Genomic DNA, 21746 nt, shown 5'->3' with positions numbered 1-21746 from the left:
TTTATGATACAATATGGGTATGATTTTAATGAAATTAGCATCTATTTTATTATTGATACTGACTTTAGTAGTCTGCATTATCATAACCAAACTTTTTAGATTAAAAAAACTAGGCCGAAATTTTGCGGATCTGGCCTTTCCAGTCTTGGTATTTGAGTATTACCTGATTACAGCTAAAACCTTTACTCATAATTTTCTCCCTAGACTAGGCCTAGCCCTCTCACTCCTAGCTATTATTCTCGTTTTTTTCTTTCTTTTGAAAAAACGTAGCTTTTACTATCCTAAATTCATCAAATTCTTCTGGCGCGCAGGATTCTTATTAACCCTTGTCATGTATATCGAGATGATTGTTGAATTGATGGCTCAGAAATAAAAAACTAAATCGAAAACACCTCAATCAAACTAAAATACAATGATTGAAGTGTTTTTCTTTATCTATTTTTTCATCAATTCCTATTTTCCTTCTTTATCAGGAAAGAGATAGCCAATCCCTACACAAGCTAGCACACCTGCTCCAATCACCAAGCCACTTGAAATTGGCAAAAGATCCAAAATTGCATTTGCGATGATAAAGGCAATAATCAAACACATCAGACTAGCCTTGTAGTCTTTTTTCAAAAGATTCTCTAGAGTGAAAAAGAGGAACAAACCTACCGGAATCAATGACCAGAGGTTGATATCCAAACTTGGCCAGCCAACAGAACCAAAATACAATACTGTCGCTGCTGCTACTAAAAAGACAATCCCCAATAATTTTTTCATTTGTTTATCTCCAATTTCTTTTTTAGGAACTTGACTTATCTGATAGTGACGCCTCATGTCCCTTACAAAAATCATTATAGCAGAGGTCAGTTTCAAGAACAAGTTCTTTTGCCTATCTGGTCTCTATATCGGTCTAAGTGGTTGAATAGTTAAAAAAAGAAACCCAGTAGAATGAGTTCCTTCACTTTGCCGATTGCAGGGATTGAACCTGTGACCTAGGCTTTACGAGTGCCTTGCTCTGCCAACTGAGCTAAATCGGCGATTACACTTACAGTATAGCACTCTGAGAATAGATTGCAAGGAATTTTTATCTCTATTAGAAAAAGCCTGTCCTGAGACAAGGTTTTGATATTCTATTATTTACGACCCTGCACTTTCGTAGGCATCTAAGCCCCTATCCCAAAGTTTAAGGGAAATGACAAAGAAAACAAGGGAAATCAACATCAAACCTCCAATGTTAAAGAGTACATCCTTGTCCTGCAAGAAATAGCTGGCAGGATAGTAGGCCGTAAAGGCAAAAGGTACGATAAAGCTAATCAACCATCGAAGAAGCGAATTGTAAATCGAAATCGGATACTTAGCAAAGTCATTAAACATATAGAAAATGTAAATCATTGCTCCTGACTGCTTGGTCCAAAAAGCAATACTAGCTGTCGCGATTTTCAAGGAAGTATAAATCAAGGTCGCAAAAGGAATGCAGACTAGGAAAAGTAAAAATTTTGGAAAGCTCCAAGCAATGCTGGTCACGGTTGTTCCCAGTAGGATACCACCGACCAAGAGTTCGCCCAAGGCATCAATCTGAAAGGTCTCAACTAGGATGTGAAAGAGGGGATTGATAGGACGCGTCAGGTACTTGTCAAACTCCCCTTTTCGCACCAAGCGCTGTCCCAGAGCCCAGAGATTATCAAAAAAGAGATGGTCCAATCCCTTGGGAATCAAGGAAAAACCATAGATAAAGGCGATTTCTTGAAAAGTCCAACCTTCTAGGGATGGGATGTGTTGAAAGATGACATTAAGAAACAAGAGGTTCAAACCTTGAGTCAAAAAGACTCCCAGTACTCCAACCACAAAATCCACCTTGTATTCCATGATTTGCTTGATGTATTGTCTGATAAAAATCAGATGCATACGCTGATATTTTTTCATACTAACCTCCTTGAATGGTGATAAAGGACTGGACTCGTTTCCAAATCAACTGAGACAAGCCCACCATCACTAAGAGCCAGAAAAACTGCAAAGCGAGCGCCTGAAGAATCTGACTGGCGTCGTATTTCCCAACAATAATCATGACTGGAGTGTAAATCAAGGATGAAAAAGGCAGGAAGGACAGAATATCTGCAACAAGCTTTGGAAAGAAAGCCAAGGGAATCAAACTTCCAGACATAAAAGCCACTATGGAAGTCTTGAGTAGATTGGAACCCCAAAGATTTTTAAACACAAAGGCTGAAAAACCAAAACAGATATTAAAGAAAAAGTTAATCAGATAGGCCAGCGTTAAGCTAAAAAGATAAAGGACCGTCAATCCTAGCACTTCTACAATCCCTTGCCCAGATAAGATTTTCATCAAGACAATAACACTTAAAAATGGAAGGCCAACAGAGATAAAAATCAACCACTTGGAACCAAGCTCAGTGAAAAGATAGGAGGCTGCAAAATGCACTGGTCTCAACAATCGCATGATAATGGAACCATCCTTGACCTCCTCCCCAATCATAAAGGACGAATCTGATCTAGTCAGAAGATTTGTCACAAAACTCATGATGATGTAGAGGATGATATCTGCCATACTAAAGCCCTGAATCAAGGACTCTTGCGAAGAATCAAAGACAGCCTTCCAGAGATAAAAGGCCACAAAAGCACCCATGACATCGCCGATCCGATAAAGAATAAAGTTGACTCGATAGGTAATCAATTCCTGAACACCTGCATTTATAAAGGGTTTATAACGTCTCCACAATTTGACCATCTTAGAGCTCCTTTCGGTAGAAGCGACGGATAATATCCTCAATATCCGTATCCACCATCTTCAAATCGCGGATTTCAAAATCAGACAGGGTTTGCTTGATAATATCAGCTGATTGGTAGCGGGAACTATCGAATTCAATATTGAGAGTATTTCCTTGTCTATCAACGGTCATATCAGGCAGGCCTTCATAGTGAGAGACGAGATGACTTTGACCTGGTAGCAGTTCAAAGGAGAGCGTCTTCATCTTGCCAAATGTTTCCTTGAGCTGGCTAACCGTTCCATCAAAAATCTCTTGTCCCTTGTCAATCATGAAAATCCGATCACAAAGTTGCTCAATGTCGCTCAGGTCGTGAGTGGTCAAGAGAATGGTGGTTTCTTCCTCCTGATTGATCTGAGTAATAGCCCGACGAATGTTATCCTTGACCGAAACGTCCAAACCAATAGTCGGCTCATCTAAAAAGAGAACCTTGGGATTGTGGAGCAAGGAAGCTGCAATATCCGCCCGCATGCGCTGTCCCAATGAAAGAGTCCGCACAGGGTCCTTGATAAAATCCGTCAAATCCAAGACTTCATTCAAAAAATCCATGCGCTTATGAAAGAGCGAGTCTGGCACGTCGTAAATCTCCTTTAAAACCGTGTAGGTCTCTTGCAGGGCCAAATCCCACCATAGCTGGGTACGTTGTCCAAAAACAACCCCAATATCCTTGACATAATCTTGACGATTATCCTGGGGAATCTTGCCGTTAATCCGACAAAAACCAGATGTCGGCTTTAAAATTCCTGTCAGCATTTTAATGGTTGTCGACTTCCCAGCACCATTAGCCCCGATAAAGCCTAAAATCTGCCCCTTGGGAACCTCAAAGGTCAAATCCTTAACCGCTTCAAAGGTCTGCTTTTCAGGATGAATAAAGGAACGTAATGCCCCCTTCAATCCCGGTTCCTTCACTGTCTTCACAAAATTTTTCTGAAGATGTTCCACTTCTATCATTGCCATATCTATCTCCCTATCGCAAGGAATAGCAACATTGTATTTTTGACTACAAATATTCTAAGTCCTTACTTTCTACACCTTCTACATGTTATTGCTACAGAAAGTTTTATACCAACCTATTATAGTCCAATAAAAACTAGAATGCAAGCGTTTGCTTAAAGTTTATGAAATTAGAGATTTCTCTCTTAAAATGCTATTTTTAATTCAAAATCATCTTTTCATCCAATTTTCTCCTAAGCTCCTTCAGTATTATTCTTGTCAGTCTATCTTGGATTGTTTCAGTTGCATTTTCATTGAAATATACATTAAGCTCATCGGTTGTCTTTCCAATCTTTCTCTTTGTGCTATTGCTTTTAATCTGCGTTTTTCGGTTTTTCCATAAATCCTCCTTTCCGTTTTTGAATGTTTGACAACAAAAAGGAAGTATCGGCTATTTGCTACTTTTACTTCATCTCGATAATTTTATTTGATTATTGTACTTCGACAAACTGAGATTTAGATTTTAACCCTCACCTCACAGAACATAAAACGTGCTATTCTCTTGAATATAGTTTAATACTAAGTATAGCTATATAGTCATTTCCATAACGTGATAATCGATGTCTTTTATCACATGATTCATAAAAATCGATCATAGCAAGACCATTTTTCAGTTGTCCTCTAATCTGACTTTCTAAGGTATGGCTAAATTCATATCCATATTCTGGATTTATGGTTAATTGGCCTTCCTCTTCCAGATCTTTTGAATTAAAAGGGATTGAATACTTTAAAAGTAATTCCTCATCGAGTTTATCCCATATAATGTCAGCATCATACATGTATATCAAAGGATTCATAAATCCGACCATTAACAGTCCACCCTTTTTCAATACTCGAGAAGCTTATTTATACATGTTTTCTAAATCTTCTATAAATGCTGAATTGTAAAATGAAGTGCAACAAAAAAACATAACTATTTGATATACTTAAGTCGACGAAAACAAAGCATAGGAGAGATAGTTATGTCTAAACAAAATAATACCACAAAATAATCTTACAATCATCTTTCAGCCATTGAAAGAGGAAATATTGAGTTGCTTCATAAACAAGGAAAATCTCAATCAGAAATTGCACGAGAACTTGGTAGAAATCGTTCTACGATTAGTCGTGAATTAAAACGTGGTACTGCTACACAAATGAAGAATCAAAACGAAAAGATCATTTATTACAAGGAATATTTTGCCGAAACTGAACAAGCACGTTATAAAAATAATCGAAAAAATTCTTATTACCTTAAACTAAAAAAGACGTCTAAACGGTTTCTAACAAAGTTTACAAAAGAAATGAAGAAAAAAGTTTGTATACATAGTGTTGAATCATTTGTAAAAAGATATGAGAAAGTTTGTGAGGATGAAGTTATTCCAAGTACCAAAACTCTTTATAACTACATCAATCAAGGATTACTAGAGATTAAACGAATCGATTTACCTCGTGCTACTAGAATGAAACCAAGAACGAAAAAAACGTTCATCTACTCATAAACGATTAGCTGGTAAATCCATTGATGAACGTCCTGAGGTTATTCAAACTCGTTCAGAATTTGGACATTGGGAGATTGATTTAATGATAGGGAAGAAATTTATCAATGAAGCTGTTCTACTAACGCTTGTTGAAAGAAAGACTAGATTTGCGATTGCTAGAAAATTACCATTTAAGTCCGCAGATCTTGTTAATCATGAAATCAATAAAATCGTTACGCAATATCAAGAATTAGATTTTAAAACTATTACAGCTGATAACGGTGTAGAATTTTCTAAATTAGGAGAATTAAAGTGCGTGGAAGATGTTTTTTATGCACATCCTTACTCTTCTCACGAAAGAGGTACAAATGAATATTTTAATGGGCTACTAAGAGAGTTTTTTCCTAAAGGTCAGTCATTTAATACATTAACAGATGAGGAACTACGGGTATATGTAGCTGCCATCAATCATCGTCCAAGAAAACTATTGGGCTTCTTAAGTTCAAGCGAACTCTTAGAACAGTTAGAAGCGAAATAGACGAATCTTATCAATCAAGTCTATTTGGAAAGAAAAAAGCGCCAAAAATTTGGCCCGAACCCCCTATGGGGCTATTAGTATATTTGTTTGTTTTGAATCAAAATACATTGTAAATATGAAGTTAAATTAGGTATGTAGGAAAAGTTAGCGTTTATTGCACTTAACTTGACAATTCACGATATTTTCAAAATGTTCTAATAGTTACCCTTTAATTTTAAATTTTAACTTTCCCAAGAAATATCTATAATATCAAGACTATCATCAAATTTAACAGCTAAAATTTCATCACTTTCTTCTGGAGAAATCATATAATCTACAATCATTACATTCTCTCCATCTGTCCATAATCCAATATTCGTAACTTTCATACATTGTACAAATTCATTTACATCTTCTGGTAAATCAAGTTCTAATTCTTCTTTATGAAATGTAATATATGTATTATCTTCTAATAGATATTCTCCTATTACTTTTCTAGCTTTTATGTTATATTCATCAAAATTTTGTAAAAACTTCGTAAAATTAGCGAATAATTCTGTTGTGATTTTAGCTGGTTTACCATACCAAAGTGTTGTATTAATTCCATTTACCTCTTCTTCCCACAATACAACAACATCGTTACTAAATCCCATACCATCGTCTAATCCATTTACTAAATCTAATTCTCCAAAAAATTCATGTTTTATTTTTTCCATATTCTACCTCATTACAATTTTTATTTATTCTGTAAATTCACTTGTTACATCTATCCATTTTTCTGCATCAATTTCTTCATCGTTTAAATACTTTTCAAGATAAGAAATAATAGTTTCTGATTTATCAAAGAAAGCTCGATAATGCTTAAAGTTCTTTTTATGTTCATATTTTCTATATTCTATTATGTAAAAATCTAATTCATCTATAGCATTTGCTTCATAATTTAAATTAGACTTGATAAACTTCACTACAGGTTTTAAATCATCGAGTATTCCTATATCTGAATGAACTTGAATATAGTTAGGATTTTTCTTAGAAGTGTCAATGATAGATATCCACTCCTCACTATTTTCTGTAAACAGATTTTTTATAATCTCTTTAATTTCTTCTATATCCGCTTTTTTATTGCTAATGTATTCTGAATCAAATTTTTTCATTTTATCCCCTAACTTTCATATAGGCTTCGATATTTTTTAATATTATATTCTTTAAGTAAAATATTTATCACCACTACACTATTTGTTAATTTTAGCCATCAATTCCTACATCAAAAATATCTTCATACAAGCCCTCAAATTCAATATCTAAAATATGATCATTGTCAATAGTATGCTCCGTATATATTAATAATGTTGTATTTCTCATTCTTCTAAATATCGGCTTCCCAAGTTTAGGGATAATACTTTCTACAGTTTCTTCGGGAAAACAATATTTAAAAGTATCTGAATTTACACAAGCCAAAGCTATTTTAGGTAAATTCTTCTCATAAAGATTAATTAGCTTGTTAATAAAATCAATTTCTTCCTGTGTGAAATCGTCTTTATAAATGGTTACATTAATATTTTCATCATCAAATTCATAAGTCGAAACATACTTGGATTCATATAAAATAAAATCTTCTTTATTTAATAAATAGTTCATATATTCCCCTTTGAAATTAATTTATCGGTATATACTCTAAAACAATATCACAAAGATTTCCCTTTTCATCATACCCAAAATATACAGGATACTGTCCATCTCCAAAACCTGACTGAATCATAGGAATTGATAAATCTGTATTAGGAATTTTAAAGTTTATCCAGTCTCCATCTTCTCTTTGAAATTTTGGATTTTTCATGGCATTTTCTTTAAATTCCTTTGCAAAAAAATCATTATAAATATTTTTTTCAGTATTTTCTTTATACCACTTCTCTACAAAATCACAATATTTATCTCTTGTTTCTACATCAACTATAGTTGCCAATCCTGCATCAACCATAAATCCAAAAATACTTTTATTATCTACACCTTCTAGGTTTTCATCACCTTTTAAAGCTTCGTAATAAATCACAGGCTTATTTTCATTAAATTTTACTCTTGTAAGTACATAACGATAGTGGTCTTCTTCGATTTCTGCTACCAAAGTTTCAATGCTATACTTTCCTCTTGGTACTTTGGTTAAGTAAGGTTTTTCTGCTCTACTCAGCCAAACCAAAGGATCTCTTACCAAAAGTTCTCCCGTAGGAAATATGATTTCTCCCATTTCTAAAACAAATAATTTTTTTCCATGAATTTCATTTTTTTCAAAAACTTCTGCATAGTTCATAGGGGCAACTAATAAATGTTTTACTGTTTCATATTTTTCAATCCATTCTTTTGTTGTATTCATATATACTCCTTTAAAAATTTATCGTTCTACGCTATTCCTAATCTTTCACCACGTATTTTAAAAATAGTATCCACATCCATATCAAACATCTGCATTTGAAATTTATTTCTTCAAAATAATAGCTCACTTTTTCTTTGTCGAATTCATTTTCTAATTGTTTCCATAAATCTTTAGTTAATACCACAAATGCCAAAGTATCATTCCCAAGACTTTCAAGACAAAAACGAATTTCATACTTGGGTTGAATAAACTCATTTATAGATTTAATGGTTGTATCTCTATCCATTTTTTCCTTATATGGTATCATAAATGACTTATCTTTATGTTTTAAATAAATATCTTCTCCATAAGGTTTCCCATTATCTTTTAATACTATTTCTATCTTATCTTCTAGTTTTTCATTCACATAAGAGATGATATCTTCATCATATTCTCTATGATCGACTCATATAAGACTATCTGATTCTAAAAGTTCTTCAAAATTGTTCGTATCTTCTAAAAAATATTTTAATCTTATAAATGTATTATCCATAAATTTTCTCCTTATTTACTTTCAAAATAAGATTGTAGAATATAAATTCATAGTTACTTTTCTATGTTAATTATACAATTTTGCATATACCCTTATGATTTTTATAATGATAAAGGTCGTGTGGTGTATCCATATAGATGACTTTCACATTAGGCTGGTCACTTACAAATTCCTCTGCAAAATGCTGCCATTCTGATTGGCTAAAACTAGTGCGTTCACCGTTAGACACCAGTAATAAGGTGGGAATTTTCAGATTGATGCTTGAGGGAACTTTCTTGGCATTTTCCTTTACCGTTTGGGATTCATGAAGCATGACTTGTGATATCAACTGCTTATAAGCTAGAATTTTATATTGTTTTCGTTCAGTTTCAATCAGAGTTGGATTTTTTATATAAAAGGACTCAGGAAAGTAGCGTAATAGGCCAATCTTGCTACTCCAAAATATCACAGTGATTAAGGCCTGATTTTACTTTAAATTCTCATAACTAGCTGGCAGTGCCCAATCTAACCCAACCAAGGTTTTTACTTCATCAGGATATTTTTCCTGCCAAGCTAAACTCTCAAGACTAGCCATGGAATGAGACAAAATGATAAAAGGACCTTTGACATTTGCTTGTGAAAGAGCTTGACGCGTCTCAGACAAAACCTCTATCACATCTCTTGAATGATTGCTATCATCACTATAACCATATCCTGCTCGCTCCACGATGACTACCTTATACCGTTTCGATAAGGATTCCGATACTTCTTTAAAGTCCAATATAGGAAAAGCAATACCAGCACCTGAGAGAACTACTATAGTCTCAGGACCATCCCCTTCAACGTAAACATTCATTTGATGACCATCGACGAGAACTTGTTGTCCCATAGGTTTCAGTGAGGCTTGTTCCTTTTCCAAACTGATACGGTGAAAGATGAATGTAGCGAGTAAAAACAAAAGAATGAAACTAAGAAAGCCAAGAAACCATTTTTTCAGTATTTTCATAGCATTATTGTACAAAAAATAGAACCTTTTAGCAACTTAATATTGGTTCTTCTACAATATATTCACACACAAAAAACCCACCCAATGGGCAGGTTTCATCTGTACTGTTCAGCTAGATTATGCTTTACCTTCTGAACCGAATACGTCGATACGTTCTTCAACTGATGCTTGGATAGCTTTTACACCGTCAGCCAAGAATTTACGTGGGTCGAAGAGTTTTTTCTTGTCGTATTCTGCTTCGTTTGCTTCGTAGTCACGAGCAAATTTACGAGTTGCGTTAGCGAATGCGATTTGGCATTCTGTGTTAACGTTAACTTTGGCAACACCAAGTTTGATAGCTGCTTGGATTTGCTCATCAGGAATACCTGAACCACCGTGCAATACGATTGGGAATCCTGGAAGAGCTTCAGTCAATTTTTGCAAGTGGTCAAGGTCAAGACCTTCCCAGTTTGCTGGGTAAGGACCGTGGATGTTACCGATACCAGCTGCCAAGAAGTCGATACCAGTTTCAACCATTGCTTTAGCGTCTTCGATTGGAGCCAATTCACCTTTACCGATGATTCCGTCTTCTTCACCACCGATAGTACCAACTTCAGCTTCTACTGAGATACCTTTAGCGTGTGCTTTTTCAACAACTTCTTTAGCCAATTTAAGGTTTTCTTCAACTGGAAGGTGTGAACCGTCAAACATGATTGAAGTGTAACCAACTTCGATACACTCAAGTGCATCTTCGTAGTGACCGTGGTCAAGGTGGATAGCTACTGGTACAGTGATACCCATTGATTCAACAAGGTTAGCGATCAAGTTGCGAGCAACTTTGTAACCACCCATGTATTTAGCAGCACCCATTGAAGTTTGGATCAAAACTGGAGCTTTTTTAGCTTCTGCTGCGCGCAAGATAGCTTGAGTCCACTCAAGGTTGTTTGTGTTAAATCCACCAACTGCATAACCGTTGTCACGAGCTGCTTGGACAAATTTTTCTGCTGAAACGATTGCCATTTTATCAGGCCTCCTGTATATTTTTATGGGTCATCCCATTTACATTGTTCATTTTATCACTTTTTGACAAAAAAATCTAGTTTTTCCCGCAGTTTCGATTGAATTTCTTCTATCTCCATCTATGTAAACCCTTTCTCTGCCTAGTCTTGGGCGACTTTTGGAAAAGTTATGAAGAAGGTTAAACGATTCTCCTGCATTTCAAAACGATAAGCTAATTTTTCATGTTCTAATAGACTTTTGACCACAAAGAGGCCCATCCCCGAACCCTTGGCCTTGCGACTAGCATTATCAGAAAAAGACTGGGCCAGTTTTTCTTGTTCTTCAGGACTACAACTATTCTCGATAAAGAGTTCTCCTTCTCTTTCGCCAATGCGAACCAAGCCATCTGGAACAGAGTGCTTGATGGCATTGCTGATGAGGTTAGATAGGATCAACTTCATAACTGATGGGTTTAGATAAGCCTGCTGATGGGTTAAACTATTGTCTATCTGGAGTTCTCTTTCCTTGGCTAGTAAATCATAATCCTTAACCAGACTTTGCGTCATCTGGTATAAGTCAATTTGTTCCCTATCATCTCGCAATTCCTGCACAGACGAGAGAGAAAGTATCTGGAGAACGTGGTGATTGAGCTCATCCACAATTCCTAAGGCAACTCCCAGATAGTGGTCTCTATCCTTATAACGACCAACATTTTCTTTCATGTTTTCGATCAAGATTTTCAAACTAGCCAGTGGTGTTTTCAATTCATGAGAAGCCCCTCGTAGGAATTCGACCTTCATCTTTTCCAGCTGGAGAATAGCTTCATTCTTGTCATGCAAGTCCGCAATGACAGTCAAAAGATGCTGGTAGAGGCTATTTATTTGTTCTTTGAGATCACCGATCTCATCCTTGGAATCCACGCGCAATCGCACTTGGGTATCTAGTTCCATCATCCGACGGGTCACTCGCTTGATTTCCAAAATCGGTGCAACAATGGTCCGAGCATAGATATAGGCCACCAAGAGGGAAATCAGAAAGGATGCCAGCAAGGTATAGGGAAGAAACTGGAGACTGATTTGCTCTGCTTCCTTTTGTAAATCCATGGAAGCTAGAAACTGGAGAGTCATGGTACCACCGTCTTGCGTTGTCACCTCGCGCTCCTCGATAAAAAGAGAGGTTGTCTGACGTTCCGTGTCCAGAGGAAGACTGTCCTTGACTTCTAACTTGTCCTCGGTCATCTCGCCCTTGACAGCCCCCTTAATCTCACTAGTCTGAGAGTACAAGTCTAACACTTGCTCGATACTCTGCCTGTCTTTCCCTTCTAGGGACTGGGCAATAGCTGTCGCTTTCTGACCAATGGTTTCCTGACGGTGGCTCAGATAAGTCGAGGGAAATAGAAAATAAATGGCTAAATGAAGGCAGATAACCAGAACACTAAATATCGAGAAGGTATAGATAAATATCTTTGTAAATAAACCTGTTCGTTTCATTTTCGCTCCAATTTATAACCAACATTGCGCACAGTGAGGATGCAGTCCAAGTCTAGCTTTTTCCGCAGTTCCTTGATATAGACGTCAATGACACGGTCAAAGGGGACCTCATCTGTCGCTTTCCAGACAGCATCAATAATCTGAGATCGAGTCAAGGCCCGTCCTTCATTTTTTACCAAATAATCCAGAATTTCCAACTCTTTGGCATTAATGGCCACTTCTTGACCTGCGAGGCTTGCACTGTAGCTCTCAAAGTCCACCTTGGCATCCTTATAGGAGAAGATTCGTCCCATATCATAATAGCGCTTGAAAATCGCGTCCACCCTCACTTTTAAGAGGGACAGAGAAAAAGGTTTTTCCAGATAGCCATCTGCGAGCGAAGCAAAGGCACTCATCTTGTATTCCTCATCCTGAAAGGCAGTCAACATCAAGACAGGAAGCTGACTAGTTTTACGAATCTCAGCTAGAACTTCTAGCCCATTGAGCTTAGGCATCTGAATATCCAGTAAAACCAGGGCTACTTCATAGCTGGAAAATTGCTCCAGAGCTTCCTGACCGTCCGACGCCTCAATAATTTCATAACCACAATCCGTCAAATAGTCACTGATCCCCTCACGGATCATCTCTTCATCTTCTACAATTAAAATTTTCATAGAAAAAACGTTTCACATTCCTTTAAATTTCTTGTAAATCATCTCAATTTCATCCTGCAAGGAAGAGGCCTTATCAAGATAAAATAGATAAAAATGCTACCTATATTATACCCCATTTAGGGGAGAATAGGTAGCAAGTTTTTTATTCACTATCGAGCAAAAGCTCTTTTGGTTGTTTTCTAAGGAGATTGCTTGAAGCAAGCGCCATAACGAGAACCACTAGAACCAAGGCTAGGACAAAGACAATGATAAAGTCAGATGTCTGAATAGAAATATCTAGGCTTGACAAGGTCTTGCTAAAGCCATCTACTTCTGCCCCACCACCAAGATTAGAGGTTTGAGCAGCCTTGCTAGCTTGCTTGGCAACACCTGAAGTGACATTGGCAAGAACAGTATTTCCAATCGCACGAGCTGTGTAGTTGGCTAGGAAGTAAGCAGAAACAAGAGCAGGGATGGCAATCAAGATGGATTCAGTGATAAATTGACCCAAGATACTTGCCTGCTTAAGACCGATAGAGAGGAGAATTCCCACTTCCTTGCGACGGGCATTGATCCAAAGGCTGAGCAAGAGGGCAAGGAGAAGGACTGAGAAGCTCAAGCTGCCCCAGAAGAGGAGATTGGCCATCTTGTACATACCAGAGATGGATTGCTCAAGAGCTGGGTAGTTAGAGGAGCTCTTCACCAGTGTATAGCTCTTCCAGTTGATACCACTGATGCCATTCAACTCTTTCATAACATCATCCAAGTTCTTGTCCGCTGTTACAAAGAAGGTTGCGTCCCCATAAATAGCCGTTTCTTCTGTATAACCATATAGTTTAGCCGCCGTATGGATGTCTGTGATAGCTGTGTTTTCGTATAGTTCTTGTGAGTAGGTTACTGCCGACTTATTGTGACCATCAAAGAGTCCCTTGATTGTCACTTCGACTGTTTCCTTGGCACCTTTTTCATTGTCTGCATCGTAGATATTGGAGTCTAGTTTGACCTTATCCCCGACTTTCCAGCCGTATTTGGCTGCCAAGTCCTTGTGCAAGAGGATCTTGTCCTTGTCGTCGTTTGTTAGGTGCTCTCCTTCGACTAGTTTGTAAGAGCCCAAGACAAACTTGTCTTCTTTAGAGGAGTCATTGACACCTGTAATCATCAAGCTACTTCCAAAATGTTTGGCACGGTCAGGTGTCAGATTTTTCTTGGTTTCTGGCGTTTCGATGAGTTCATATCCAGTCAAATCTCCGATGGCATTGATGCGTTTAACATAAGACTCGATGGCCTTGTTTTCAGTGATTTTTTTGATATCTTCACCCTTGATATTCCCAGCACCACGTGGCGTTCCTTGATTGACGCGACGATTGATTTGCATGGAAAAACTATTGGTGATATTTTTAAAGGTCTCCTGAGAAGCCTTGGCAGTAGCTCCCTTGATCGACAAGCCGACCAAACTTAAGCTCGCCATAAGGAGAATAATCAGGAAGATGACAATCGATTTGAAAAACTTCCTTGTAACATAGGCAAATGCGTTGTGTAACATAGGTTCCCTTTCTAGATTTTGTTCTATTTTATAGTTCTAACAGAAAAAGCTCATATTATTTCGTAGTATTGCGAGTTTCAGTCAGTTTCTTGTCCTTCAACTCAAGTGTAATATCTGACGCTTGTGCCACTTCTTTACTGTGGGTGACGACAATCACACATTTACCTGTTTTCTGGGCAAGTGATTTGAGCAGTTCGACAATATCTCCAGCAGTTTTAGGGTCCAGATTTCCTGTTGGCTCATCAGCTAAGATAACTGGAGCTTCTGATACCAAACTACGAGCAATGGCAACACGTTGCTGTTGACCCCCTGATAACTGGAGAACATTCCGCTTGATCTGACTTTCATCTAAACCAAGCTCAAGAAGTGTATCCTTACTTGCCTTTTTATTGACCAAGCGGATATTTTCCAATGGAGAAAGATAATCTATCAAGTTATAATTTTGAAAGACCAAGGAAATATGGTGCATGCGATGGTAGGAATAACCCTTCTTACGAATGTCCTCTCCTTGGAAAAGGATAGAACCTTCAACAGGACTATCTAGACCGGCCAGGAGGGATAAGAGAGTGGATTTTCCTGCTCCCGACTCCCCAATAATACTGTAAAATTTTCCGGGTTCAAAATGATAATTAATCTGATATAGGACTGCTTCAGCAGTGTTCTTATAACGGTAGGTAAGATCTTGTAATTGTAATAAAGTCATGATTTCTCCTTCTTATACTCAATGAAAATCAAAGAGCAAACTAGGAAGCTAGCCGCAGGCTGTACTTGAGTACGGCAAAGCGAAGCTGACGCGGTTTGAATTTGATTTTCGAAGAGTATTAACTAATAGATGATAAAATTTCCTTAGGTGATTTTCTAAATAAGAATAGGAAACAAAGGGCTACAGACAAGCAACTAATCAATAGCAGAAAAGCATAGGATTCTGCAAAAGATAAGATGTTGGTTGATAAACTGCTTGCTTTAGCTAGTGTATCTTGTAAGCTTGCCTGCTCTCCACTGGCTAGGACAGTTTGGAGCAGATAGGATGTAATGGCATTTCCAGCGATAAAGGATGGAAGTAAAGCTCCGAGAGATACCAAAACTACCTCTAAACAGAACTGTAGGAAGATTGAGCTTTTGCCTTTGCCAAGTGCCAGTAAAATTCCCACTTCGTAGACCCTTTCTCTCAACCAGAGAGACAAAACCAGAATTAAGGCCCCTGCTCCTGCTATCAACATCCCATAAAGGAAGATGGTTAGGAAGGTTTGAAAGGTAGCAACTGAATCTTTGATTTGTTCAAAAGCCTTGTTTTCCTTCTCGACTTGGTATCCTTGATTTTCCAAGGCCAAATTTTCTACCTGCTTCAAGAGTTCGTCCATTTCCTTAGGATTTTCTACATAGAAGCGGGCTGCAGTGACTTGAGGTTCACCAGTACCCAAAAGGCTTTGGCTACTTTCATAGTCTGTAAAGACCTGGTTTTCACTGAAGTCGGAAGACAAGCCTGTAAATTTCTCTTGTTTTTTACCAGAGAAGATTCCGACGATTTCAAACTCGACAGTTTGTCCTTTACCAGCTTCTGACTGTCCAGCATCCAAGCGAAGCTTGTCATAAAGCGAAAGACTATTCTTCTTAGCCAGCTCTTCATGGATGATGATTTTCTTTGAATCTCCTTTTTGAAGGTGACGACCTTCTTTTAAGTTGAAAGCCGAGCTGGTAAATGTGACATCCTTGGATGAATCCTCAAGCGCCATTAGGCTAACCAAATTCTTATCCGCAGCTGACAAATCATCACGCTCCACGCTCTGCTCGCCACTCACCGCTTCCTTGTCTTTTAGTTTTGCGACCGTCTCCAGTTCAGGAGAAACATTTTCCAGTCCCTTAATTTTGCTTACAGATGCTAGGTCTGACAACTTGAAAGTCTGACCATTTTCTATCTTCTTAATAGAAAAAGATGTATTGAGTGATTTGTAAAGATTGGTTTCCACTGTTTTGTTGGACTTCATCAGAGTCAAACAGGCTGAAATTCCAGCCAATAGGACCAATAAAATCAGAAATAAAATAAAACTTCTCAGTCGTTTTCTGCTGACATAAGCCCAAGCTCTTTGGATTGGATTCATTTGTCACCTCCATATTTGTAAGACTATTATAAAATCCAAATATGAAATGTTTATGAAATACAAAAAAAGAGCAAACATTTTTTGCTCTACTTGAATTAGATAAAAAAAGAGCAAACATTTTTTGCTCTACTTGAATTAGATAAAAAAAGAGCTAGCCTAAGCTAACTCTTATCCTATGCGGAGAGAGGGACTTGAACCCTCACGACCTAAAGCGGTCACAGGATCCTTAGTCCTGCGCGTCTGCCAATTCCGCCATCCCCGCGTCGATTACTTTACTAGTATATCAACTTTTAGGATGCTTGTCAACACTTTTTTTCAAAAATTTTTCATTTCATCAACCAAATTACTCTGAAATTTCATTTAGATTTTCATCTACTAACTTAGCTCCGAGTGTATTTTTGAAATGACCTAGGGCAAATTGATGATTTTCAGGCCAGATGGAAGCAACAGCTGGTTTAACAATCTCGATATCATATCCTAGATTATAGGCATCTATAGCTGTATGCAGGACACAAATATCCGTCAAGACTCCTGTTAAGATAACTGTAGAAATTCGACGCTCTCTCAAGCGGATATCCAGGTCAGTCCCTGAAAAAGCTGAGTAATGGCGTTTATCCATCCAAAAGACACGACTGTCTGAACCATGTTCTTGATAAAAGGTCCCCAAATCTCCGTATAAATTCCGCCCACTAGTTCCAATCAAATTGTGAGGAGGAAACAGCTTGCTTTCTGGATGAAAACAATCGTTTTCTTCGTGAGCATCAATGGTAAAAAAGATGTAATCTCCGCGTTCAAAAGCTAACCGAGTCACCTTGCTGATGGCATCCGAAATAGCTTGGGCTGGAGCGCCGGCTGTCAATTTACCACTATCAGCAACAAAATCTTCTGTATAATCAATCGAAATTAAAGCCTTTGCCATTAGTAATCTCTTTTCTTCACTTCTTCAAAAATATCTGAAATCAAGACCTTAAGGTAGGTCCCTTTCATTCCAAGTGAGCGACTTTCAATAATCCCCGCAGACTCAAGTTTACGAAGGGCATTGACAATCACAGAACGGGTAATTCCGATACGGTCTGCAATCACAGACGCAGTCAACTGACCTTCATTTCCATTTAATTCCCCTAAAATTGCTGAAACAGCACGGAGTTCGGAGTAAGAAAGGGTATTAACCGCCATGGTAACAGCAGTACGGCGACGGATATTTTTCTCATCTTCTTCACGCTGGAAGTTGAGGAGTTGAATCCCAACAACGGTACTGGCAATCTCAACAAGAATCAAGTCCTCGTCATCAAATTCTTTGTCATTGCGCCAAATAATCAAAGAACCAAGGCGAATCCCTGATACATGAATCGGTGCAATAGTCGTCAAACCATCTGGAAAGTCGGCACGACTTTCCACAGGGAAAATACTCAAATCGTGATCAACTGTCAGATTGGCTTCTGTATCATAAATCATGTTGGCCCCCTGAATATATATCTCAGGGAAAATCTTAGTTTGGAAGAACTGCTCTACACGATCCGTATTGGTTTTGTAACGCATAAAATAACCAAGGAGACGTCCCTTGCTATTGACGATACAAGCGTTACAGTCAATAATATCTGCCAATTGACGGGTAATCGCATTGTAGGGAAGTTCTTCCTGCAACTGCTCGTCTGAGCGCTTCAGGATAGAAGTAATTTTTCTAGTTTTTTCTAATAAATGTGCCATTTTTCACCTCGAATTTAATCGCTATCATTATAACATAAACAGCTTGAATTTTCAATTATTATCTGAAAATTGCTTATTTAATTGCAATTTGAAAAAACAAGAATATTTTTAATTAAATTGCTTCTTTTCTATTGACAAGCTCCCTATTTTTGTGTATTATAATATCATAAGAAGATAATATATATATTTTATTTATCTTTCTTTTTCCATTCGGTCTCCTTATATAAAAAAGCGATTCATTTTGAACCGCTTTTTCTTATTTATCGCCCTTGTTACGAATAACAAAGCCTGTTTTCTTTTCGCTTGAAGTAGTGCGTGGTTTTTTATTATCCTTACGGTAACGTTTTTCCTTATCAAAACGATCATTTCCACGACTTCCTTTTTTGAAATCATCACGACGACCATTACCACGGCGATTATCACGACGGTCATCTCCACGACGGCCTCCCTTACCTTTACCACCGAAGCCATTACCTGATGGTTTAAATGGCAATGGTTTTTCACGCGCAATTTCCACTTCTGGAAGGCTATCTGGATCTTGGACCGTCAGACTCAAGATATACATAGCCAATTCTTCTGGAGTAAATTCAGTAGCCAACTTACGAGCATCCTTACCAAATTTCTCAAAGTTGCCACGGATTGTCTCATCTGCAAAATCACGTTCGATTTTCTTGAGAGCTACTTGTTTTTTAGCTTGGAAGGCTTCTTCTGCGCTTGCAGGCTTAAGACCTTTCATACGTTTCTTGGTCAAGTTTTCAATAATTTGAAGGTAGCCCATTTCGTTTGGAGCAACAAAGGTAATCGATTGACCTGACTTACCAGCACGACCTGTACGACCGATACGGTGAACATAACTTTCAGGATCTTGTGGAATATCGTAGTTATAGACATGAGTCACACCTGAAATATCCAAGCCACGCGCTGCAACGTCTGTCGCAACCAAAACATCAAGATTGCCATTTTTAAAGTCACGAAGGACACGAAGACGTTTGTTTTGGTCCAAATCACCATGAATTCCTTCTGCACGGAAGCCACGGATTTTCAAACCACGAGTCAATTCATCCACACGGCGTTTTGTACGACCAAATACGATAGCAAGCTCAGGCTGTTCCACATCCATAAGACGAGTCATGGTATCAAATTTTTCTTGTTCCTTAACTCGGATATAGTATTGGTCAACCAATTCTGTTGTCAATTCCTTAGCAGCAATCTTGACATGTTCAGGTTCTTTCATAAACTGAACACCGATACGTTTGATGGCATCTGGCATAGTTGCTGAGAAGAGAAGAGTTTGACGGTTTTCAGGGACACGAGAAATGATAGCTTCGATGTCTTCAAGGAAACCCATGTTGAGCATTTCATCTGCTTCGTCAAGGATAAGAGTTTCAATATCTTGTAATTTCAAGGCCCTGCGTTTAATCAAGTCCAAAAGGCGACCAGGTGTTCCCACCACGATATGGGCACCAGATTTAAGAGCCTTAATTTGTTTTTCAATGCTTGATCCACCATATACTGAGCGAACTTTGACTCCCTTACTACGACCAAAACGGAAGAGTTCCTCCTGACTTTGGACAGCGAGTTCACGAGTTGGAGCGATGACCAAGGCTTGGATAGTTGCTTCTTCTGTACGGATTTTTTCAAGGGTAGGCAAGCCAAAGGCTGCAGTTTTTCCTGTACCAGTCTGAGCTTGACCGATAACGTCCTTACCTTCAAGAGCCAAGGGAATAGTTTGTTCTTGAATCGGACTGGCTTCTACAAAACCAGCTTTTTCAATCTCTGCTAGCAAATCAGCAGACAAGTTTAATTCATTAAATTTCACGTTCATCTTCTTTCTAAAGGTGGTGCGAAGCCACCCTATAGGGCTTAGTTTATACTTTTCTTTTTATGACGTATTTTCATATACTGGATACAAAATCGTGTTGCTTCTTTCCCACAAAAGAAAAGTACTGTTTTCTTTGCAACCTATCTAGTATAACACAAGAGAGAAGCAAAAGATAGCCCAATCCTTCGATAATGTCATGTAAACGATTTTTCTGAGAAAGTAAGGCTGAAATTTCCACTATTTCATAAACTTTTTTAAAGCGTAGCAGAATTGTGCAAAAGTTTTTTTCTTATGCTAGAATGAAATTCGAATAGGAGGAACTCTAAATGTTAACTTATGATTTAATCGTTATCGGATTTGGTAAAGCTGGTAAAACACTAGCTGGTAAATTGGCTTCAGCTGGCAAAAAAGTTGCCCTCATTGAACGTAGCAAAGCTATGTACGGTGGAACTTGTATCAACATTGGTTGTATCCCAACTAAAACTTTGCTAGTTGCTGCTGAGAAAGACTTGTCTTTTGAAGAAGTGATTGCTACCAAAAACACTATCACTGGTCGCCTCAACGGTAAAAACTATGCGACTGTTGCTGGTACAGGCGTCGATATCTTTGATGCGGAAGCTCACTTCCTTTCAAATAAAGTCATCGAAATCCAAGCTGGTGATGAAAAGAAAGAACTGACTGCTGAAACAATCGTCATCAACACTGGTGCTGTTTCAAACGTCTTGCCAATTCCAGGACTTGCTACAAGCAAAAACGTCTTTGACTCAACAGGTATCCAAAACTTGGACAAATTGCCTGAAAACCTTGGAGTCCTTGGTGGCGGAAACATCGGTCTTGAATTTGCTGGACTTTACAACAAACTTGGCAGCAAGGTCACAGTTCTAGATGCCTTGGATACTTTCCTTCCTCGTGCAGAACCTTCCATCGCAGCTCTTGCTAAACAATACATGGAAGAAGACGGTATTGAATTGCTTCAAAATATCCGTACTACTGAAATTAAAAATGACGGTGACCAAGTCCTTGTCGTGACTGAAAACGAAACTTACCGTTTCGATGCCCTTCTCTACGCAACTGGACGCAAACCAAATGTAGAACCACTTCAACTTGAAAATACAGACATTGAACTCACTGAACGTGGCGCTATTAAAGTAGACAAACATTGTCAAACAAACGTTCCTGGTGTCTTTGCAGTTGGAGATGTCAACGGTGGCCTTCAATTTACTTACATTTCACTTGATGACTTCCGTGTTGTTTACAGCTACCTTGCTGGAGATGGTAGCTACACACTTGAAGACCGTCTCAATGTTCCAAACACCATGTTTATCACACCTGCCCTTTCACAAGTTGGTTTGACTGAAAGCCAAGCAGCTGATTTGAAACTTCCATACGCCGTTAAGGAAATCCCTGTTGCAGCAATGCCTCGTGGTCACGTAAATGGAGACCTTCGCGGAGCTTTCAAAGCTGTTGTTAATACTGAAACAAAAGAAATTCTTGGAGCAAGCATCTTCTCAGAAGGTTCTCAAGAAATCATCAACATCATCACTGTTGCTATGGACAACAAGATTCCTTACACTTACTTCACAAAACAAATCTTCACTCACCCAACCTTGGCTGAGAACTTGAATGACTTGTTTGCGATTTAAGTTGAGATTCAATCGTATCTAACAGCCCTCTGAGGGCTGTTTTCATTTCTGCGAAATCTCATACTCTTCGAAAATCTCTTCAAACCACGTCAGCTTCACCTTGCCGTAGATATGGTTACTGACTTCATCAGTCTTATCTACAACCTCAAAACAGTGTTTTGAGCAACCTGCGGCTAGCTTCCTAGTTTGCTCTTTGATTTTCATTGAGTATC

22 protein-coding genes, 2 tRNA genes and 3 pseudogenes are annotated in these 21746 nt (G+C 38.1%); 3 read left to right on the top strand and 24 right to left on the bottom strand.

All coding sequences use genetic code 11. The features are described 5' to 3' along the window. The first annotated feature begins 13 nt into the window (after window positions 1–13). A complete protein-coding gene (locus tag B7695_RS01385) occupies window positions 14–373 on the top strand; it encodes a DUF3397 family protein (protein WP_004242853.1) in 360 nt (119 codons plus the stop codon). An 80-nt stretch (window positions 374–453) separates the two neighbouring features. Here the strand turns inward: B7695_RS01385 and B7695_RS01380 are convergent, their stop codons facing one another. From B7695_RS01380 to B7695_RS01345, 7 genes and pseudogenes are all read right to left on the bottom strand, one after another. Then, window positions 454–762, bottom strand: a complete 309-nt coding sequence (locus B7695_RS01380) for a hypothetical protein (RefSeq protein ID WP_084889413.1) — start codon at window positions 760–762, stop codon at window positions 454–456. 187 nt (window positions 763–949) lie between these two features. Next, window positions 950–1022 (bottom strand) — tRNA-Thr (locus tag B7695_RS01375). Between the two features lie 100 nt (window positions 1023–1122). Continuing rightward, the gene (locus B7695_RS01370) at window positions 1123–1908 is read right to left on the bottom strand and encodes an ABC transporter permease (RefSeq protein ID WP_084889412.1); all 786 of its coding nucleotides are present in this window, start codon (window positions 1906–1908) and stop codon (window positions 1123–1125) included. 1 nt (window position 1909) lies between these two features. Then, window positions 1910–2728 carry an ABC transporter permease gene (locus tag B7695_RS01365; RefSeq protein WP_084889411.1) on the bottom strand — a complete coding sequence of 273 codons (819 nt, stop codon included), beginning with the start codon at window positions 2726–2728 and terminating at the stop codon, window positions 1910–1912. A 1-nt stretch (window position 2729) separates the two neighbouring features. Further along, on the bottom strand, window positions 2730–3722 hold the full coding sequence (locus B7695_RS01360) for an ABC transporter ATP-binding protein (RefSeq protein WP_084889410.1): 993 nt from the start codon (window positions 3720–3722) through the stop codon (window positions 2730–2732). A gap of 196 nt (window positions 3723–3918) precedes the next feature. After that, window positions 3919–4050, bottom strand: coding sequence for a transposon-encoded TnpW family protein (locus B7695_RS01350; protein WP_239822255.1), 132 nt, complete (start codon window positions 4048–4050; stop codon window positions 3919–3921). A 202-nt stretch (window positions 4051–4252) separates the two neighbouring features. Beyond that, window positions 4253–4630: pseudogene (locus tag B7695_RS01345) on the bottom strand (class I SAM-dependent methyltransferase); the annotation flags it as partial. A 141-nt stretch (window positions 4631–4771) separates the two neighbouring features. Here B7695_RS01345 and B7695_RS01340 point away from each other — a divergent pair. After that, window positions 4772–5756 (top strand): annotated as a pseudogene (locus tag B7695_RS01340) (IS30 family transposase). A gap of 221 nt (window positions 5757–5977) precedes the next feature. Here B7695_RS01340 and B7695_RS01335 read toward each other — a convergent pair. From B7695_RS01335 to cshA, 16 genes and pseudogenes are all read right to left on the bottom strand, one after another. Then, window positions 5978–6451 (bottom strand): DUF2004 domain-containing protein, encoded by a 474-nt coding sequence (locus B7695_RS01335; RefSeq protein WP_084889408.1) that lies wholly within the window; start codon window positions 6449–6451, stop codon window positions 5978–5980. Window positions 6452–6475: 24 nt separating this feature from the next. Next, window positions 6476–6889: a hypothetical protein gene (locus B7695_RS01330; RefSeq protein WP_084889407.1), complete on the bottom strand. Its 414-nt coding sequence runs from the start codon at window positions 6887–6889 to the stop codon at window positions 6476–6478. Window positions 6890–6980: 91 nt separating this feature from the next. Next, window positions 6981–7373 (bottom strand): hypothetical protein, encoded by a 393-nt coding sequence (locus tag B7695_RS01325; protein ID WP_084889406.1) that lies wholly within the window; start codon window positions 7371–7373, stop codon window positions 6981–6983. Window positions 7374–7389: 16 nt separating this feature from the next. Further along, on the bottom strand, window positions 7390–8103 hold the full coding sequence (locus B7695_RS01320) for a DUF4241 domain-containing protein (protein WP_084889405.1): 714 nt from the start codon (window positions 8101–8103) through the stop codon (window positions 7390–7392). A gap of 37 nt (window positions 8104–8140) precedes the next feature. After that, window positions 8141–8509, bottom strand: coding sequence for a hypothetical protein (locus tag B7695_RS01315; protein ID WP_084889404.1), 369 nt, complete (start codon window positions 8507–8509; stop codon window positions 8141–8143). Between the two features lie 196 nt (window positions 8510–8705). Then, window positions 8706–9620, bottom strand: a pseudogene (locus B7695_RS01310) (alpha/beta fold hydrolase). Window positions 9621–9737: 117 nt separating this feature from the next. Beyond that, on the bottom strand, window positions 9738–10619 hold the full coding sequence (locus B7695_RS01305) for a class II fructose-bisphosphate aldolase (RefSeq protein ID WP_001019001.1): 882 nt from the start codon (window positions 10617–10619) through the stop codon (window positions 9738–9740). Between the two features lie 140 nt (window positions 10620–10759). After that, window positions 10760–12088 carry a sensor histidine kinase VncS gene (vncS, locus tag B7695_RS01300; RefSeq protein WP_084889403.1) on the bottom strand — a complete coding sequence of 443 codons (1329 nt, stop codon included), beginning with the start codon at window positions 12086–12088 and terminating at the stop codon, window positions 10760–10762. Next, on the bottom strand, window positions 12085–12741 hold the full coding sequence (vncR, locus tag B7695_RS01295) for a response regulator transcription factor VncR (RefSeq protein WP_084889402.1): 657 nt from the start codon (window positions 12739–12741) through the stop codon (window positions 12085–12087). Before vncR ends, vncS begins: the two co-directional genes overlap by 4 nt. Before the next feature lie 142 nt (window positions 12742–12883). After that, window positions 12884–14263 (bottom strand): ABC transporter permease subunit Vex3, encoded by a 1380-nt coding sequence (gene vex3, locus B7695_RS01290; RefSeq protein WP_084889401.1) that lies wholly within the window; start codon window positions 14261–14263, stop codon window positions 12884–12886. A gap of 55 nt (window positions 14264–14318) precedes the next feature. Beyond that, window positions 14319–14966, bottom strand: a complete 648-nt coding sequence (gene vex2, locus B7695_RS01285) for an ABC transporter ATP-binding subunit Vex2 (RefSeq protein WP_049512209.1) — start codon at window positions 14964–14966, stop codon at window positions 14319–14321. A gap of 118 nt (window positions 14967–15084) precedes the next feature. Next, window positions 15085–16362 (bottom strand): ABC transporter permease, encoded by a 1278-nt coding sequence (locus B7695_RS01280; protein WP_084889400.1) that lies wholly within the window; start codon window positions 16360–16362, stop codon window positions 15085–15087. 176 nt (window positions 16363–16538) lie between these two features. Beyond that, a tRNA-Leu gene (locus tag B7695_RS01275) sits at window positions 16539–16624 on the bottom strand. Window positions 16625–16705: 81 nt separating this feature from the next. Continuing rightward, window positions 16706–17281: a cysteine hydrolase family protein gene (locus tag B7695_RS01270; protein WP_049510656.1), complete on the bottom strand. Its 576-nt coding sequence runs from the start codon at window positions 17279–17281 to the stop codon at window positions 16706–16708. Then, window positions 17281–18069 (bottom strand): GTP-sensing pleiotropic transcriptional regulator CodY, encoded by a 789-nt coding sequence (gene codY / locus B7695_RS01265; RefSeq protein ID WP_084889399.1) that lies wholly within the window; start codon window positions 18067–18069, stop codon window positions 17281–17283. Before codY ends, B7695_RS01270 begins: the two co-directional genes overlap by 1 nt. A 256-nt stretch (window positions 18070–18325) precedes the next feature. Then, window positions 18326–19888, bottom strand: a complete 1563-nt coding sequence (cshA, locus tag B7695_RS01255) for a degradosome RNA helicase CshA (RefSeq protein WP_084889398.1) — start codon at window positions 19886–19888, stop codon at window positions 18326–18328. A 329-nt stretch (window positions 19889–20217) separates the two neighbouring features. Here cshA and B7695_RS01250 point away from each other — a divergent pair, with 329 nt between their 5' ends. Then, the gene (locus B7695_RS01250) at window positions 20218–21534 is read left to right on the top strand and encodes an FAD-containing oxidoreductase (RefSeq protein ID WP_084889397.1); all 1317 of its coding nucleotides are present in this window, start codon (window positions 20218–20220) and stop codon (window positions 21532–21534) included. Window positions 21535–21576: 42 nt separating this feature from the next. Here B7695_RS01250 and B7695_RS11325 read toward each other — a convergent pair whose 3' ends face one another. After that, the gene (locus tag B7695_RS11325) at window positions 21577–21738 is read right to left on the bottom strand and encodes a hypothetical protein (RefSeq protein ID WP_084889396.1); all 162 of its coding nucleotides are present in this window, start codon (window positions 21736–21738) and stop codon (window positions 21577–21579) included. Between the last annotated feature and the right edge of the window lie 8 nt (window positions 21739–21746).

Source organism: Streptococcus mitis, from assembly GCF_002096845.1.
GTDB lineage: Bacteria > Bacillota > Bacilli > Lactobacillales > Streptococcaceae > Streptococcus > Streptococcus mitis_A.
The sequence above is the reverse complement of the archived record's forward strand: the minus strand, read 5'-3'. Positions and strand labels throughout refer to the sequence as shown.

Excerpts from the sequence above, each read along its gene's own strand:
- B7695_RS01385 (WP_004242853.1), top strand. The coding sequence starts at position 14 with ATGGGTATGATTTTAATGAAATTAGCATCTATTTTATTATTGATACTG.
- B7695_RS01380 (WP_084889413.1), bottom strand. The coding sequence starts at position 762 with ATGAAAAAATTATTGGGGATTGTCTTTTTAGTAGCAGCAGCGACAGTA.
- B7695_RS01370 (WP_084889412.1), bottom strand. The coding sequence starts at position 1,908 with ATGAAAAAATATCAGCGTATGCATCTGATTTTTATCAGACAATACATC.
- B7695_RS01365 (WP_084889411.1), bottom strand. The coding sequence starts at position 2,728 with ATGGTCAAATTGTGGAGACGTTATAAACCCTTTATAAATGCAGGTGTT.
- B7695_RS01360 (WP_084889410.1), bottom strand. The coding sequence starts at position 3,722 with ATGGCAATGATAGAAGTGGAACATCTTCAGAAAAATTTTGTGAAGACA.
- B7695_RS01335 (WP_084889408.1), bottom strand. The coding sequence starts at position 6,451 with ATGGAAAAAATAAAACATGAATTTTTTGGAGAATTAGATTTAGTAAAT.
- B7695_RS01330 (WP_084889407.1), bottom strand. The coding sequence starts at position 6,889 with ATGAAAAAATTTGATTCAGAATACATTAGCAATAAAAAAGCGGATATA.
- B7695_RS01325 (WP_084889406.1), bottom strand. The coding sequence starts at position 7,373 with ATGAACTATTTATTAAATAAAGAAGATTTTATTTTATATGAATCCAAG.
- B7695_RS01320 (WP_084889405.1), bottom strand. The coding sequence starts at position 8,103 with ATGAATACAACAAAAGAATGGATTGAAAAATATGAAACAGTAAAACAT.
- B7695_RS01305 (WP_001019001.1), bottom strand. The coding sequence starts at position 10,619 with ATGGCAATCGTTTCAGCAGAAAAATTTGTCCAAGCAGCTCGTGACAAC.
- vncS (WP_084889403.1), bottom strand. The coding sequence starts at position 12,088 with ATGAAACGAACAGGTTTATTTACAAAGATATTTATCTATACCTTCTCG.
- vncR (WP_084889402.1), bottom strand. The coding sequence starts at position 12,741 with ATGAAAATTTTAATTGTAGAAGATGAAGAGATGATCCGTGAGGGGATC.
- vex3 (WP_084889401.1), bottom strand. The coding sequence starts at position 14,263 with ATGTTACACAACGCATTTGCCTATGTTACAAGGAAGTTTTTCAAATCG.
- vex2 (WP_049512209.1), bottom strand. The coding sequence starts at position 14,966 with ATGACTTTATTACAATTACAAGATCTTACCTACCGTTATAAGAACACT.
- B7695_RS01280 (WP_084889400.1), bottom strand. The coding sequence starts at position 16,362 with ATGAATCCAATCCAAAGAGCTTGGGCTTATGTCAGCAGAAAACGACTG.
- B7695_RS01270 (WP_049510656.1), bottom strand. The coding sequence starts at position 17,281 with ATGGCAAAGGCTTTAATTTCGATTGATTATACAGAAGATTTTGTTGCT.
- codY (WP_084889399.1), bottom strand. The coding sequence starts at position 18,069 with ATGGCACATTTATTAGAAAAAACTAGAAAAATTACTTCTATCCTGAAG.
- B7695_RS01250 (WP_084889397.1), top strand. The coding sequence starts at position 20,218 with ATGTTAACTTATGATTTAATCGTTATCGGATTTGGTAAAGCTGGTAAA.
- B7695_RS11325 (WP_084889396.1), bottom strand. The coding sequence starts at position 21,738 with ATGAAAATCAAAGAGCAAACTAGGAAGCTAGCCGCAGGTTGCTCAAAA.